The 14,114-nt window shown below is 43.6% G+C and carries 12 protein-coding genes; 6 read left to right on the top strand and 6 right to left on the bottom strand.

The window, feature by feature from the left end; genetic code table 11:
* Nucleotides 1–22 precede the first annotated feature (22 nt).
* Nucleotides 23–1,558: an ABC transporter permease gene (locus tag ABHV44_RS07280; RefSeq protein ID WP_459074010.1), complete on the top strand. Its 1,536-nt coding sequence runs from the start codon at nt 23–25 to the stop codon at nt 1,556–1,558.
* An 8-nt stretch (nt 1,559–1,566) separates the two neighbouring features.
* Here the strand turns inward: ABHV44_RS07280 and ABHV44_RS07285 are convergent, their stop codons facing one another.
* Together ABHV44_RS07285 and ABHV44_RS07290 are read right to left on the bottom strand one after the other, a co-directional pair.
* Nucleotides 1,567–2,289, bottom strand: coding sequence for a hypothetical protein (locus tag ABHV44_RS07285; RefSeq protein WP_459074011.1), 723 nt, complete (start codon nt 2,287–2,289; stop codon nt 1,567–1,569).
* A gap of 48 nt (nt 2,290–2,337) precedes the next feature.
* Nucleotides 2,338–3,441 carry a cytochrome-c peroxidase gene (locus tag ABHV44_RS07290; RefSeq protein WP_459074012.1) on the bottom strand — a complete coding sequence of 368 codons (1,104 nt, stop codon included), beginning with the start codon at nt 3,439–3,441 and terminating at the stop codon, nt 2,338–2,340.
* Nucleotides 3,442–3,613: 172 nt separating this feature from the next.
* Here ABHV44_RS07290 and ABHV44_RS07295 point away from each other — a divergent pair, with 172 nt between their 5' ends.
* On the top strand, nt 3,614–4,975 hold the full coding sequence (locus ABHV44_RS07295) for a pyridoxal-phosphate dependent enzyme (protein WP_459074013.1): 1,362 nt from the start codon (nt 3,614–3,616) through the stop codon (nt 4,973–4,975).
* Between the two features lie 15 nt (nt 4,976–4,990).
* On the opposite strand, the gene alr is transcribed toward ABHV44_RS07295, so the two are convergent.
* The 4 genes from alr to ABHV44_RS07315 all read right to left on the bottom strand — a co-directional run bounded on the left by alr (nt 4,991) and on the right by ABHV44_RS07315 (nt 10,046).
* The gene (alr, locus tag ABHV44_RS07300) at nt 4,991–6,148 is read right to left on the bottom strand and encodes an alanine racemase (RefSeq protein WP_459074014.1); all 1,158 of its coding nucleotides are present in this window, start codon (nt 6,146–6,148) and stop codon (nt 4,991–4,993) included.
* Nucleotides 6,142–8,136, bottom strand: a complete 1,995-nt coding sequence (locus tag ABHV44_RS07305; protein WP_459074015.1) for a hypothetical protein — start codon at nt 8,134–8,136, stop codon at nt 6,142–6,144. Before ABHV44_RS07305 ends, alr begins: the two co-directional genes overlap by 7 nt.
* Before the next feature lie 28 nt (nt 8,137–8,164).
* Nucleotides 8,165–9,385 (bottom strand): ATP-grasp domain-containing protein, encoded by a 1,221-nt coding sequence (locus ABHV44_RS07310; RefSeq protein WP_459074016.1) that lies wholly within the window; start codon nt 9,383–9,385, stop codon nt 8,165–8,167.
* A gap of 214 nt (nt 9,386–9,599) precedes the next feature.
* Entirely contained in the window at nt 9,600–10,046 is a 447-nt protein-coding gene (locus ABHV44_RS07315) for an SRPBCC family protein (protein ID WP_459074017.1), read from the bottom strand.
* A 152-nt stretch (nt 10,047–10,198) separates the two neighbouring features.
* On the opposite strand from ABHV44_RS07315, the gene ABHV44_RS07320 reads away from it, so the two are divergent.
* The 4 genes from ABHV44_RS07320 to ABHV44_RS07335 are packed head-to-tail and all read left to right on the top strand — an operon-like array spanning nt 10,199 to nt 14,099.
* The gene (locus ABHV44_RS07320; RefSeq protein WP_459074018.1) at nt 10,199–11,845 is read left to right on the top strand and encodes an amidohydrolase; all 1,647 of its coding nucleotides are present in this window, start codon (nt 10,199–10,201) and stop codon (nt 11,843–11,845) included.
* Nucleotides 11,846–11,850: 5 nt separating this feature from the next.
* A complete protein-coding gene (locus tag ABHV44_RS07325) occupies nt 11,851–12,720 on the top strand; it encodes a fructosamine kinase family protein (protein ID WP_459074022.1) in 870 nt (289 codons plus the stop codon).
* 11 nt (nt 12,721–12,731) lie between these two features.
* Complete coding sequence (locus ABHV44_RS07330) at nt 12,732–13,385, top strand: SCO family protein (RefSeq protein WP_459074019.1); 654 nt, start codon at nt 12,732–12,734, stop codon at nt 13,383–13,385.
* A 3-nt stretch (nt 13,386–13,388) separates the two neighbouring features.
* Entirely contained in the window at nt 13,389–14,099 is a 711-nt protein-coding gene (locus tag ABHV44_RS07335) for an SDR family NAD(P)-dependent oxidoreductase (protein ID WP_459074020.1), read from the top strand.
* The last annotated feature ends 15 nt before the right edge of the window (nt 14,100–14,114 follow it).

The following is a 14,114-nucleotide window of genomic DNA, read 5'->3' on the forward strand; positions in this document are numbered from 1 at the left end:
ATATTCCAAAGAAGATTCTGATTTGAAGAAATTCCAGTTTACACGTTTTATCGGTTCCAGAGTGTTGCGTGGCAGTGACGAAAAGCGCTTCAGCCGCCCGATTATCACCTTGGCAACCATCAGTGTAGCATTGGGAATTGCTGTGATGATTTTGGCGGTGTCCATTGTTCAGGGGTTTCAACAAGAGGTGCGAGAAAAAGTGGTAGGCTTTGGGTCGCATATCCAAATTTACGATGCCAACGACAACATTTTGAAGGAAACCAGTCGTGTGGAAACCAATCAGAGTTTTTATCCGAGCATCGACACTATTGAAGGTATTCGACACATTCAACTTTTCGCTATCAAACCTGGGATCATTGAAACCAATGACAATTTGCAGGCAGTGATTATTAAAGGTGTTGCTGATGATTTCGATTGGTCATTTTTCGATGATAAACTGGTCGAAGGCGAGAAAATATCGATGCAAGAGGAAGGCAGCTCAACCGATATTATGGTTTCTTCTTACATCGCAAATCGACTGGAAATTGAGGTAGGGCAAAAAGTGACGATGTACTTTCTTCAGGATCGATCAGATATTCTTCCACGGGCTTTTCGTGTGAAAGGCATCTATGATACAGGCCTTGAGGAATTTGATCAGAAGTTTGTTTTTATCGACATCAATCACATTCGCAAAATCAACAATTGGGGTATTCAAGCCGAGTGGCGCGTTGCACAATCGTGCGAAGGCGGGAAGTTTGAAATTGAGCCACTGGCTTTTGGTGGAGATGGCGAGTTCTCTTTCGGATATCCAAATGACTCATTGACTGGCGAAGGGCCTTTTTCGGTTTGCCTAAAGAGCGATACTTCATTCACTGTTGTGGTAAGTGATCAATCGGAAACCTTGCCCGACACGGCTACTGTGCATTTTGATGTTCCCGAAAAGTTTGAAGGAAATTGCGCCTGCCAAAATGTTGTTTCGTCTACTCAAACCTCAGGAGGTAGCTACAAATACTACACTGGAGGCTTCGAAGTTTTGATAGATGATTACGAAGATCTATGGGCGATGAGCGACACTGTGTTCTATCGCAAAGACTCATTTTACCTCAATGCCACAACAATCGTTGAGCGGCATTCAGAAATTTTCAGCTGGCTCGAGATGTTGGACATTAATGTGGTTATCATCATTGTTCTGATGATTATCGTGTCTGTGATCAACATGACAAGTGCATTGCTGATCATAATCCTGGAGAGAACCAACATGATTGGAGTGCTCAAGGCATTTGGTATAGACAATTCGGGAGTGGTAAGAATTTTTCTCTACCAGGCTGCTGTGGTTATTGGCCTTGGATTGGTGATCGGAAATATTATCGGTATCGGCTTTGGCTGGCTTCAAAAAGAGTACAGCATCGTAAAGCTAGATCCTCAAAACTATTACGTGTCATCAGTTCCGGTCAATCTCGACTTTTCAGAAATACTTTTTCTGGATTTTGCAACGCTCGCCATTTGCCTGGTTTGCCTCATTCTGCCAGCGCTTTACGTTACGCGCATTAGCCCGGTGAAAGCTATTCGATTTGACTAGCCCTTCGCCTAAAACTTCAAGATAAAGAATATTTGAACTGGGATATTGAAATCAAAAGCTTCGGTGGTTTCAGAGCTTTCATCTTCTGCCGTATCTTCTAAAGTGACCTCACCGTTTTGTCTAATAGTGGTCACTCTCTTAAAGTCAAAGCTCGAGTCAATTTGTGAAAAGCTGTAACTGGCTTCAGTGCCAACTAGTATTCGTGGAGTGATGTAGAAAAGCAAATTTGCACGCAGAGCTGCCCCAAGCATTTCTTCGGAAGTTTTAGTTTCAGTCACAGTAGAGTCCGTCTGGAAAGGAGATTCATTAACTGTGATTGTCTTTGAAGAAACATCTCTATTTCCAAAATTAAGATCAAGACTGTAGCCGATTTCCAGTAACTTGTTTAATCTAAACTGCTGTCCTACTCCAAGTCGAAGGTCAAGATCTGAGCTTCGGGTAACGAGATTGTCTTCGTTTTCAGTGTTACTGCTGCTAAATCCAAAGCCAGAGGAAATTGTCAGGTTTGAACCATTGAACCTAAGTGTGTAATTCAATAAGTATGGACTCTCTACTGAGGGCACGGTTGAAAGACTGAGTATTTGACGTAAAAGTGGATTGGCCTGAAACGACACAAAATGATCCACTTGCTTTTCCTCGGCTTCGGGGTTTTCAGTACCTGGTGAATCAGTTTGGGCTACGCTGATCAATGAACAGATCACGACAGCAATGGAAAGTAAAGATCTTCGCATTGTGGGACTGGCTTTAAAGTTTTGTTCTGGTGTACTTTGACGATGTGTTTATTGCTCCTGAAATGGGTTCGAATACTTCGGGTCAGTGACCATGTCATAGTCAGTGAGCGTTTTCAAAAAGGCAATTAGAGCTGCCTTGTCTTCGCTAGGAATGTTTAGCACCTCCGGCTGTCCATTCTGCATGAGTCTTGGATCAAGTGTCGAACTGTTGACTACCCCTGTGCTGTAGTGATCTATTACCTCTCCAAGAGTTTCAAATCTGCCGTCATGCATGTAAGGAGCAGTGAGTTCGACATTTCTCAAGTTTGGGATTTTGAACTTTCCGTGATCTTGTGGGTTACCCGAAACATCGGCAAATCCGGGGTCCGTAGTTTGTAAATCCAGCCCAATATTTACCATTTCTCCAAAAGCGGCTGTTGTAGGATCATAGCCAAAAGGTAGCTGAAGTTGGTGACAGCTTCCGCAGTCGTAGTCACCAAAAAACAAATCCTGACCACGCATCTCCATTTCACTAAACGAGTTTTCGAGAGTATTTAGGTTAACATCAAATTTCGATTTGTTCGACTCAATACTACCTACAAACCCAGCCAGTGCTTCACTGATTTTGTCCACAGTAATTTCGGGACTTCCGTATGCATTATTGAAAAGTTCTTCGTAGTAGCTCACAGTTCTCAGTTTATCTACCAAATCCTGAGGAGAGCGCATCCCCATTTCAATTCTGTGAGTGATGGGTTTTAAAACTAAATTTTGCAGATCGGTTTCACTTCCATCCCAAAAAAGAGATTGACCGCTAGTGAAAATTCCAAACGTATCACCGTTCAGGGCGCCCATCAAATTTTGGATGGGAGGAGAGTTTCTTGAAGTCTTCAAATTCTCGAATCCACCGCTAAACTGATCGTGGTCCGAAAAAGCGAGTTCTTGTTTGTGGCACGAAGCACAAGAAATACTGTTGTTTACCGAAAGTGATTTGTCGTAAAATAAAACTCGTCCAAGATATCCAACGTTTTTTGATACTGCCAGATAATCGTAGTCAGGCGGTGTTAAAGACAGCTTCGTCTTGCTCACCTTGGGTGTCAACTCCTCTCGGGAGCAGGAAACGATTAGCGTAATTGATAGAAAAATGGCGATGACTGACAGGATAGTTGTTTTCATAAGGTGAAAGTTTGAGGTTAAATTACTCCATTTAGCTCAGAATCAAAAATGGAGGCTTGAACAATGTTCCATTTATTTCGTTCCAACGGAATTTGAACGAGGCTAGTTCTCGTGGTTTTTGTCCGCTTTTCCCAGCGAAGATTTTACCTTTGCACCGCAATAATTTTAGAAGATGAAAATCAAGAACAACATACTAGAAACCATTGGAAATACGCCAATGGTGAGGATTAATAAATTGGCCGAAGATATTCCGGGGACGGTTCTAGCCAAAGTCGAATACTTTAATCCGGGACACTCTGTGAAAGACAGGATGGCGCTGAGAATGATTGAAGATGCCGAAAAGGCCGGAAAGTTGAAGCCAGGAGGTACCGTCATCGAATGTACTTCAGGAAACACCGGCATGGGACTGGCGCTCGCCTGCATCGTGAAAGGCTATAAGCTGATTTGCACGCTGAGCGACAAACAGTCCAAAGAGAAAATGGACATCTTGCGTGCCCTTGGTGCGAAGGTGATTGTTTGCCCGACAGCGGTACCTCCCGAACATCCAGATTCTTACTATTCAGTTGCGGAGCGTCTCAATAAAGAAATTCCCAATTCATTTTACCCTTACCAGTACGACAACCTTAGCAATCGGGAGGCGCATTACGACTCGACCGGTCCTGAGATTTGGGACCAGACCGATGGAAAAATCACTCACTTTGTGGTAGGTGTCGGAACAGGTGGAACCATCTCTGGAGTTGGAAAATACCTAAAAGAGAAAAATCCGGACGTGAGAATCATTGGAGCAGATGCCTATGGGTCTGTATTCAAAAAATACCACGAAACTGGAGAATTCGATAAGAACGAAATCTACTCCTACATCACAGAAGGAATTGGTGAAGACATTCTTCCAAAAAACGTTGACTTTAGCGTTATCGACCGATTCGAAAAAGTGACCGACAAGGAAGGTGCACTTGTAACTCGCGAGCTCGCAGAGAAAGAAGGTCTTTTCCTCGGCTACTCTGCTGGGTCTGCTTTTCAGGCAGTTCGCCAAATCAAAGATGAGCTCAATGAAGACAGTGTTGTGGTTGTGCTTTTTCACGACCATGGCTCACGCTACGTTGGAAAAGTCTTCAACGATGACTGGATGCGCGATCGCGGATTCCTTAATAAAGACAATAAAACTGCCAACGATCTGATCGAAGACCACAGAGATATGTCTCTGGTTACTGTTGGATCTGAAGAGTTGGTGAGTCACGCCATTGATAAGATGCGCGAATACAAGATCTCGCAGCTTCCAGTGATGAAAGACGGTGAGTTTGTTGGTTCACTAGATGAAACCCAAATTTTTCAACTCCTGAGCGATGATCGCCAAGTGTCTAAGAAAAAAGTATCGGAAGTGATGCAGAAGCCATTTCCCGTGGTTCAGTCGGCTGCTTCAATTTCTGAAGTCAGCAAGCTGATTTCTAAAGACGTTCCAGCCGTTTTGGTAGAGCTTGATGAAGGTCAACACCACATTATCACTCGCCACGATGTGATTCGCGGCATTGGGTAACAATTTTCGTTTTGATTAGCGGACTGCCTTTCTGGGTATCGCCTGAGGCAGTCTGCTCATCATTTCGTTGTTGAGCAGCTGAGTGGTGTTGGTAAAAGAACTGATCCCGATGGTGTTGTTTTTTTGTCTTCCTATGAGTACCACTTCATCTCCCACCTGTGCTTCAGGAATATGTGAGATGTCTACCATAAAAAGATTCATGTTGATCAATCCCGTGATAGGGGCCTTTTTTCCATTTATCAAAACAAAACCTCTGTTTGACAACGCTCTGGGGTATCCGTTGGAGTAGCCCAGTGGCAGTACTGCAATTGTCATGTCATGAGTAGCCTGGTAGGCTGTGCCATAGCCAATAAATTCACCTTCTTTTACCGGCCGAATGTCCATGATGTCGGTTTTCCAGGAAACAATTCTTTTCAGAGCATTGGCTGAAGATTTATTTTGTTCCTGAAGATAGGCGTAGTAAATATCAGGACTTGGCCAGTGACCGTACTGCGAAACTCCTACGCGAACCATATCAAATCGCGACTTAGGGTAGTGAAGCGATGCAGCCGAACTTGCCAGGTGACGAAACTTCGGCATGAGCTTTCTTTTTTTGCAGACTTTCCAGTATTCCTCAAATCGCTTTTGCTGCTTGTCAATTTTAAATTGATTTGAGAAAGACTCAGCTCCACCAAAATGAGAACACAAGCCTTCAAATTCAAATTGATCCAAGTTCTTTTTTAAAAATGTCAGGCATTTTGCGAACTCTCTTTCCGCTACACCAGTTCTGTTGGCTCCGGTTTCAACCTCAATGTGAATGTGAGCTTTTTTGCCAATGTCTTTTGCAATTTTATTGACCAAAACCAATCGGTCGTAATTGAAAATATAAAACTCAATTTCATTTTTTATTGCCCAGGGTATGTCCTCATCGTAGAGGATACCCATGATCATAATTTTAGTGTCATTGGCACAGACTTCCAACACCTCCTCAGCCTCAAATGAGGATGCCACAGAGAAATGCTTCACTCCGCATTTCTCTGCCATAGGAACATAGGTGGCAATGCCGTGGCCGTATGCATTGGCTTTTACCACAGACGATAGTCTGACGTTGTCTCCGATTCTTTTTCGGAGAAAGTTTATGTTATTTTTCAATGCCGATTGGCTCAGCTCAATTCTTGAAGAGTGTTTTACCATTGTCTTGGAGTTTCGTGCCAAACATAGGAAGTCCCCCAGCTTTCTTTAGATAATTTGTAAACCTTATCGATTTCTTCCTGAGGCACTTCATCAAAGTGATTTTTTGCTTCAAGATTGTTGTAGTGAAAGGCGTACACCCTGGCTACAAACTGGTGAAATGGTAGTGAGGACTCCCCATGACGTTCACCATTGCCAAAAACAGTAGGTTTAATGCCCTGTCCCCAATCTTGTCGACCCTCATTATTTGGATTCAAAAAGTAACAACGAATTTCTCCGGTGTTCGGATTCTTCTTCACCCTAAGTAAAGATATTGCGTGAAATCCAACCATGTCACCTCTGTTGGATGTGATGAAAATACCTACCGGATTGGGATAAACCATTTTCCTTCCACCATTTAAATCAGGGTGAAATGCAGCATAAAATATCTTTACAAAACCCTTGTAGTCATGGATCGATTGAGTAAAATAGTCATAGACTCCAGCGAACCCCATCTGTATCCAAGATCCGTATAGCGTGGGGTTAACCCATTTGTGAGGATCTTCCCCGCGGTTCGCTGCTCTCCTCATCATCTCGTTATAAATCTTATCAAGGTGAGGAACGAGAATGGCCGAAACTGCATCTAAATTGTAATCGAGCTTATCAATTAGCCCTTTTCCAAGTTTGATAGATTCAAGATCCTGGGTCTCAAATCTCATTACCAGATTGTTTTGCGTGGCCACTGTAATGATCATGTTAATCAGCTTGGCCGGTGAATGCTGGCTCCACATGCTGATTCCACGAGCCGACTGGCAAGTAGCGTTGTTTCCTTGTCCGACCCCTAGAGGTTGACCCAGAGTTCTGATTGTCGCACCAATTAAATACTGTTTAGCCGTTACTGACTCGTGCGGCTGAATGACAGACTTTAAGATGCGCTTTTCAATTTGCGAATGAATGTTTACTAGAAGTAAGTTATTCAGACCCGCCCGCACAGCTCTTCGAGCGAAAAGACTTTTCTCCAACATCATAGCCAGTCCATAAAGACACTGATAATTATGGTCAGTTACTACCTGTTCAATGAGGTTGGAAACTCTAGATTGATGATGGGACCATTCGGCTTTCCCAGAAGGCGATAGTCCAAGGGCCAGAGGAATCAGATCGGGATTTGAATGCACCACCTTTAGCACAAACGATCCAAGATAGCCATTTGACAAACCGGTCGCCTGCAAATATCGCCCAAGCGATTCAGCTTCTTCTTCTAACCTGTCGCTGGAAAGGCTGTCCAGTTTACTCGCATACTCTTCCCGTGATTCACACTTTTTCGAAAGTGGAGACGGTCCGTGAATGGAGTCGACATAGAACTGTAGTGTTTTGTCTGCTTCAGTTCCTCCGTCAAGTGAAATTTTCGATCTCACCATGTGGATGAGCCTTCGGGCTTTCCGCGTAACTATGGGGCGCTGTTCGCAGGTTAATTTAATCTCTTCTGCGAGATTCGATTTTATGTTGTCCAATCCTGCGTGCTCCGAGAGCATGCGAAACAGATTAAATACTTTTTTCTGCTCCTGACTGCTCATTGCAGCACGTGATTCCTCAGTGAGCTCTTCAAATACAAACTCGAGGTTGTGAACCACTATTTCTTCGAGGTACTGTTGAGCTTCTTCCTGTGAAATGCTGGCTTCACCCTCCGAGCGACCGTTGGCATAAGCCAACATTCTCAAGTCGCTCATCACTTCAAAGTCGGATGTTGGGCTGCCTGCCCTCAGCGTGCCTTTCACAAGGGAGGGCACTAGTTTTCTCGGTTCTTTCCACGGAGAGTCTGCAAAAAAGCCAGCGGCTTCTACATCCAGACTTTTCTCATACAAGAACTTGATGCCGTCTTTGGTTCGGCTCAGTAGATTTATCTGGCTGGCCAGTCGCTGGGTTTTTTCTTTTCTCGTTAGAGCTGAGGCAGTCTTTAGTTCCTCAAAGCTCGTTTCAAAGTTGTTGTAGACTCTTTCGGGAGTATCGATCATGTAATCGCTGATTTTCTTTGTTTATGTGTTATAGGTAGAAATCCACAGTCTCGTAATGCTGCAGTAGATCTTTGATTCTCTCGGGATCTTCACCTTTAAAATTCACCGTTCCAAAATGGTTACCAAAACCGCTTCTGTCCGAAATTTTCTGAGTGCTCAGTGGCGGAACCAGTGAGTGGTCGAGGAAGTAAGGTTCTTCGTTCAGTTCTTCGGGAATCTCTAATTTGGAGATCTCATTTTTGTGTGGATAAATCATCACATTACCGTAGTAATTTTCCGGCTTGTAATCTTTCGGTGGGAAAATCTCATCGAGCTCTTGATCTGTCAACGATGGATCATGACAAATCACAAATGCCGCAAGTGCATCGAAGTTGTAAGCCTTTGAAGCGAGCTCGAGAATGTGACCTCCTGGAATTCTGCAAGCTACCTCACCAAAGCTGAGATTATCATTCTCATCGATAAACCATTCGGGGTGAATCATTCCGTACTCGATTCCGAATATGTCAACGAGTTGCTGCATCTTTTCGTGAATCAGGGGACGCTTGGATGCAAGATAAGATCCCTCGGGTATGAAGTTGGAGTATCCCAATTTCACGTATTCGGTAATGTTCAGGAATCTAATTTTTCCTTTGTGAACAAAGGCTTCACAAGAGAATTCCTGACCTACAAGGTGGCTTTCTGCCAAACATGGGAAATCTCCATCTTCTACCTTTTTATCAATGTCTTCTTCACTTCGCAAAAGTCTGTGTCCGACAGTTCCTGCTGCCGCAAATGGTTTCAGGTGAACCCAACTCGACTCTTCGCCCTCCATCTGCAGGTTGGCTTCGTTAAGACGTTTCATAAATTGACGTACCTGATCTCTGGTGTGAACTTCTTCAAAAAGTCCAACCCGGAGGCCGCCAATCAAAGCCTTACGTTTCATCATCGCCTTGTTTCTGAAAAGAAACGCACGGTTGAGTACTCGGGGGTCGTCTCTGTAAATAGAGTTTAGGGCTCCAGCCCATTCTACAGTTTCTTCAAAAAGTGGAACAGCTACGTCAACGTCAAACGCTTTTAACTTTTCGTGTAAATCGCGGGAGTTGGATGTGTCACTCCACTCGTTGAGTTCGTATCCGACAAAAGGGATGTCATTTTCATCCGCGTATGTTTGAAAATCAGGAAGTGAAACCACAACAAAGGGTCTTCCCGTTTTTTGCATGCTTTCGATCACTGGAAGGCTCCAGCCTATTAGAGCAAAACATTTAGCCATTTCGATCTTGGTTTTTTTAGTGAGTAATTTTTTGAATTTAGCGAATTCCAATCAACTAGGGGTTGATTGGATGCTATCATTACTAACTTAGATAAGCAGCAATTGTTTGGTGATATTCAAATCCAGCCTATCGATAGCGATATGTCAATGGCTAATTGACGCCCTTTCACATTGCCTGAGCAACGGTGTATTCAAAGCCTCAATCAAGTCTAGCTCATGTGGTGGGTTGAGACTCAGCGAACTCCTTAAAGTTCTGCATGTTTTTGATGGTTTGTTTTCTAAAAGCTCGAGGCATCATCCAGGCCATTACTTTCATCGCAAAACCATCAAACTGAAATTCGACATCAGCTAGCCAACGTGTTTTGTTTTCGTCTACTTTTTCAAAGTGGTTTTCCATGATGTTGAATACTCCTTTGGCCTCATAAGTTCCCGAAAACTCATGCGGCAGGTTTCTCTTCAAAATGGTTTCCTTCATTTCAATTTCTCGCTTGCCCATTTTGTATTGTAGTTTTGAAACGGCTCCTTCTTTCCCTGGCTCGCCCTCAATCGTCTCAAAACTTACCAAGCCCGGTTGCCACACTTTCATGTTTTCTGGATTGTCAAAAAGCTCAGCCACCTTTTCCAATGGCTTGTCGATGATGATTTCAGATTGATACTTCATGGCATTCTTGATTTTTGTATCGAACAAAAGTAAAAGCTTTCAGCGGTCGGCTTGTCCAACTCGCATCTTTTGAGGAAAACTTCGAGAAGTCCGAATCAAAATTGCCCTTTGTAAGAACTGCATTAAATTCGCACTCAATCAAAATAGCAGCCATGATTCTAAATAAAGTCAGTTTTGTGTGGATATTGTTAGCGCTAGCTTTGAGTAGTTGTATGAAAAGTCAGCAAGCTGATCTCATTGTGCACAATGCTCAGATCTACAGCATGAACGAATCCAATGACACTCATCAGGCTATGGCAATTAAGGACGGAAAGATTCTCGAGTTGGGTGCTGATAGACAAATTCTGAATAAGTATAGCTCTAAAAGAAAGGTGGATGCACAACTCAAGCCAGTTTATCCTGGATTCATTGATGCGCATTGCCATTTTTTGGCTTACGGACTTCGATACAACGAGCTCGATCTCTCAGGTGTCAAGAGTTTCGATGAGGTGGTGACGCGAACGAGCGATTACTCAAAAAGCTTTGAAGGTGACTGGCTCCTGGGCCGGGGTTGGGATCAAAATCTTTGGAACGATAAAAGCTTGCCGAACAAAGCACTGCTCGACAGTTTGTTTCCAACTACTCCTGTAGTTCTTACCAGAATAGATGGTCATGCCCTCCTGGCTAATCAAAAAGCCATGGACCTTGCCGGCATCAAAAAATCAACTCCAGTGGAAGGCGGGATGATTGCAATGAAAAATGGTGAAATGACCGGTGTCTTTATTGACAACGCTATGAATCTCATAAATAGCGCCATTCCTGATAAAAACAGAGAGCAAATGGCAGAGGCTCTGATGACCGCGCAGGAAAACTGCTTTGCAACTGGTCTCACCAGCATTCACGATGCCGGTCTGATGTGGAATGAAATAGAAGTGATTGACAGTCTTCATCAAACAGGAGATCTCAAGATGAATGTCTACGCAATGCTCAGTGACCATCCAGAGAACTACGAGAAGTACCTCGCTTCAGGACCTTACAAAACCGAAAAGCTGAACGTCAGATCTTTTAAGTTTTACGCTGATGGAGCTTTAGGCTCACGCGGAGCTTGCCTCATGCACCCATATTCAGATGTAACTGATAGCAGCTATTACGGTTTTCTGCTCAGCGATCCTCAGTATTTTTATGATAGAGCTGAAGATCTGTCGGAAGCTGGATTTCAGATGAACACGCACTGCATTGGCGATTCTGCGGTGCACCTCATTCTAGATGTTTATGCGGATGCACTGGGTGGAGTAAATGATAAGAGGTGGAGAATTGAGCATGCTCAGGTCGTTAACCGTGCAGATTTTGACAAGTTTGGTGAATATTCCATCATTCCTAGTGTGCAGCCAACACATGCCACTTCGGATATGCACTGGGCTGACGAGAGATTGGGCGAGGAGCGTCTCAAAAACGCTTATGCTTACCTCGACCTGAAGAAACAACTCGGCTGGATTCCGCTGGGAACTGATTTCCCAATCGAAGATATTTCGCCTTTCGAAACCTTTCAGTCGGCTGTTTTTCGGCAAGATGAAGATGGAGAGCCAGAAGAAGGTTTCCAACCTGAAAATGCATTATCGAGAATAGAAGCGCTCAAGGGAATGACAGTCTGGGCTGCCCTGGCAGGTTTTGAAGAAGAAGGTAAGGGTTCTTTGGTGCCAGGCAAAAGAGCAGACTTTATTATTCTCGACAAAGATTTGATGAGCGTGAGCGAAGAAGATGTGCTCAAAACAGAAGTGCTTAAAACGTTCGTTTCAGGAGAGGAGGTTTACGCCCGATGAGCATGATGCCAGAAGATCTTAAGCAAGAGCTTTCCTCCAGGCTATCGGCCTTCACAAAGAAGACTGTAAAGGTTGAAAGTGTTAAATCCGTGGGGGGCGGTAGCATAAATCATGCTGCACGGGTTTTAGCTGACGGCACAAATTATTTCGTAAAATGGAATAAGCGAGAAGCTTTTCCTCAGATGTTTGATAAAGAACAGAGCGGTCTGGAGCTACTTTCCAGAGGAAATCATATTCGAATTCCCAATGTAATCGCAACAGGTGAACTCGACTCTGTAGCCTACCTCCTCACGGAGTGGATCGAATCGGGATCCGAAACAGATTCTTTCTGGGAAGAGTTCGGTCAAAGATTGGCCAATTTACATCGCGAAATAGGTGAAAAGTTTGGATTAGATCACGACAATTACATGGGTTCGCTAAGGCAGTCCAATACCTGGGAATCTTCCTGGGCCGAGTTTTTCATTAAACACAGAATAGAGCCCCAGGTGAGAATGGCGGTAGATGCGGGGTTTACATTCAGCAGTTCTTTCGATCACATTTACAATTTGCTCCAAACTGAAGTCCCCGAAGAATCTCCTTCCCTCATTCACGGAGATCTGTGGAGTGGAAACTTTATAGTAGATAGCACAAACGCTCCAGTTCTCATTGACCCAGCGACTTACTTTGGACATCGTGAATCCGACATCGCAATGACTACGCTTTTTGGCGGGTTCTCAGCGGCCTTTTACGAATCTTACAATAATTCATTTGCTATGGAATCCGGCTGGCAAGAGCGATTGCCGCTACATAATTTATATCCGCTACTTGTGCATGTTAATCTTTTTGGCTCCGGCTATGTTAATCAGGTAAATCAAATTCTTAGAAATTTTAAATAGAATTCAATCTAATGAAAAGAGTAGTCATTTTCGGAGTAATCTTCATTGCAGCTGTTCTCTTTGGGTATTTTATTTTAAAACAACCCGATCCTTTACCAATATATAATCCGGCAGATATTAACCCCGATCTGGTTGACCCTTCTCTCCAAAAGAAAACTCGTGATCATAGAGTAGGAGAGTTTACTTTAATCAATCAACTTGGCGATACGATTTCTGAAGAGAAATTCGAAGACAAAATTTATGTTGCTGATTTCTTCTTCACACGTTGCCAAACCATCTGTCCGAAAATGAGCAGTAAAATGTCTGAACTGCAGGAAGAGTTCGAAGGGAACGACAAAGTGATGTTCCTGTCTCATTCTGTAACACCAGAAGCCGACTCTGTTTCAGTCCTTGCAGATTACGCGGCCAGGTATAGTGTTAACCCAGATCAGTGGATGTTGACAACAGGAGCAAAAGAGCATATATATAAGCTCGCGCGCGAGGACTACTTCGCGGTGCTTGATGAAGGTGATGGCGGAGCACAGGATTTTATCCACACAGAGAACTTTGTGTTGGTCGATCCAGACAAGAGATTACGAGGTTTTTATGATGGAACTTCAAGTGAAGACATTGAGCAGCTCAAAAAGGATATTCGAAACTTACTGAGCGAATACGAAAAGGAATAAGTCATGAGTAAAAAAAGACATATAGTAGTAACTGGTGCGAGTCGCGGTCTAGGAAGAGCAATTGTAGAGGAACTGGCCAAAGATCCTGAAAACATCATTTTAGCAATTTCAAGAAGCGAAGATTTGCTTCGGGAATTGTCCGAATCAGTGGTTCATAAAAATGTGCAGCCGCTGGTCATTGATCTTAAGAGTTCTTCCGATCGAAAATCCGTTGTAGACTTTGTAGATAAAAATTGGCCCGGGATCGATGTACTTGTTAATAATGCTGGTGCCTTAGTGAACAAACCTTTTGATCAGATGACAGAGGAAGATTTTGATCACGTCACAGCGGTCAACTACAAAGTACCTTATTTCCTTACCCAGGCTTTAGTTCCTTTTTTAAAGATGTCTGACGGATCCCAGGTGATGAACATTGGTAGCATAGGCGGCATGAGTGGTTATTCGAAGTTTCCAGGTTTATCGGTATACAGTTCGAGCAAGGGAGCTTTATCGATATTGACAGAATGTTTGGCCACGGAATTAGACAAGGAGGGTATTTTGGTGAACTGTTATGCTTTGGGATCAGTACAAACCGAGATGCTGGAGTCCGCTTTTCCGGGTATGGAAGCAGGGAGCAGTGCCAGTTCGATGGCGCGCTATTTAGTGTCACAACTGTTATCGAATAGCGGGATAGTGAGTGGCAAGACCCTACCTGTAGCGGGCTCAGGAATTTAATCTATCGCATTTCCA

Origin of the sequence: Halocola ammonii (genome assembly GCF_049334165.1) — a bacterium.
Lineage (GTDB): Bacteria > Bacteroidota > Bacteroidia > Flavobacteriales_D > Sanyastnellaceae > JBEGHD01.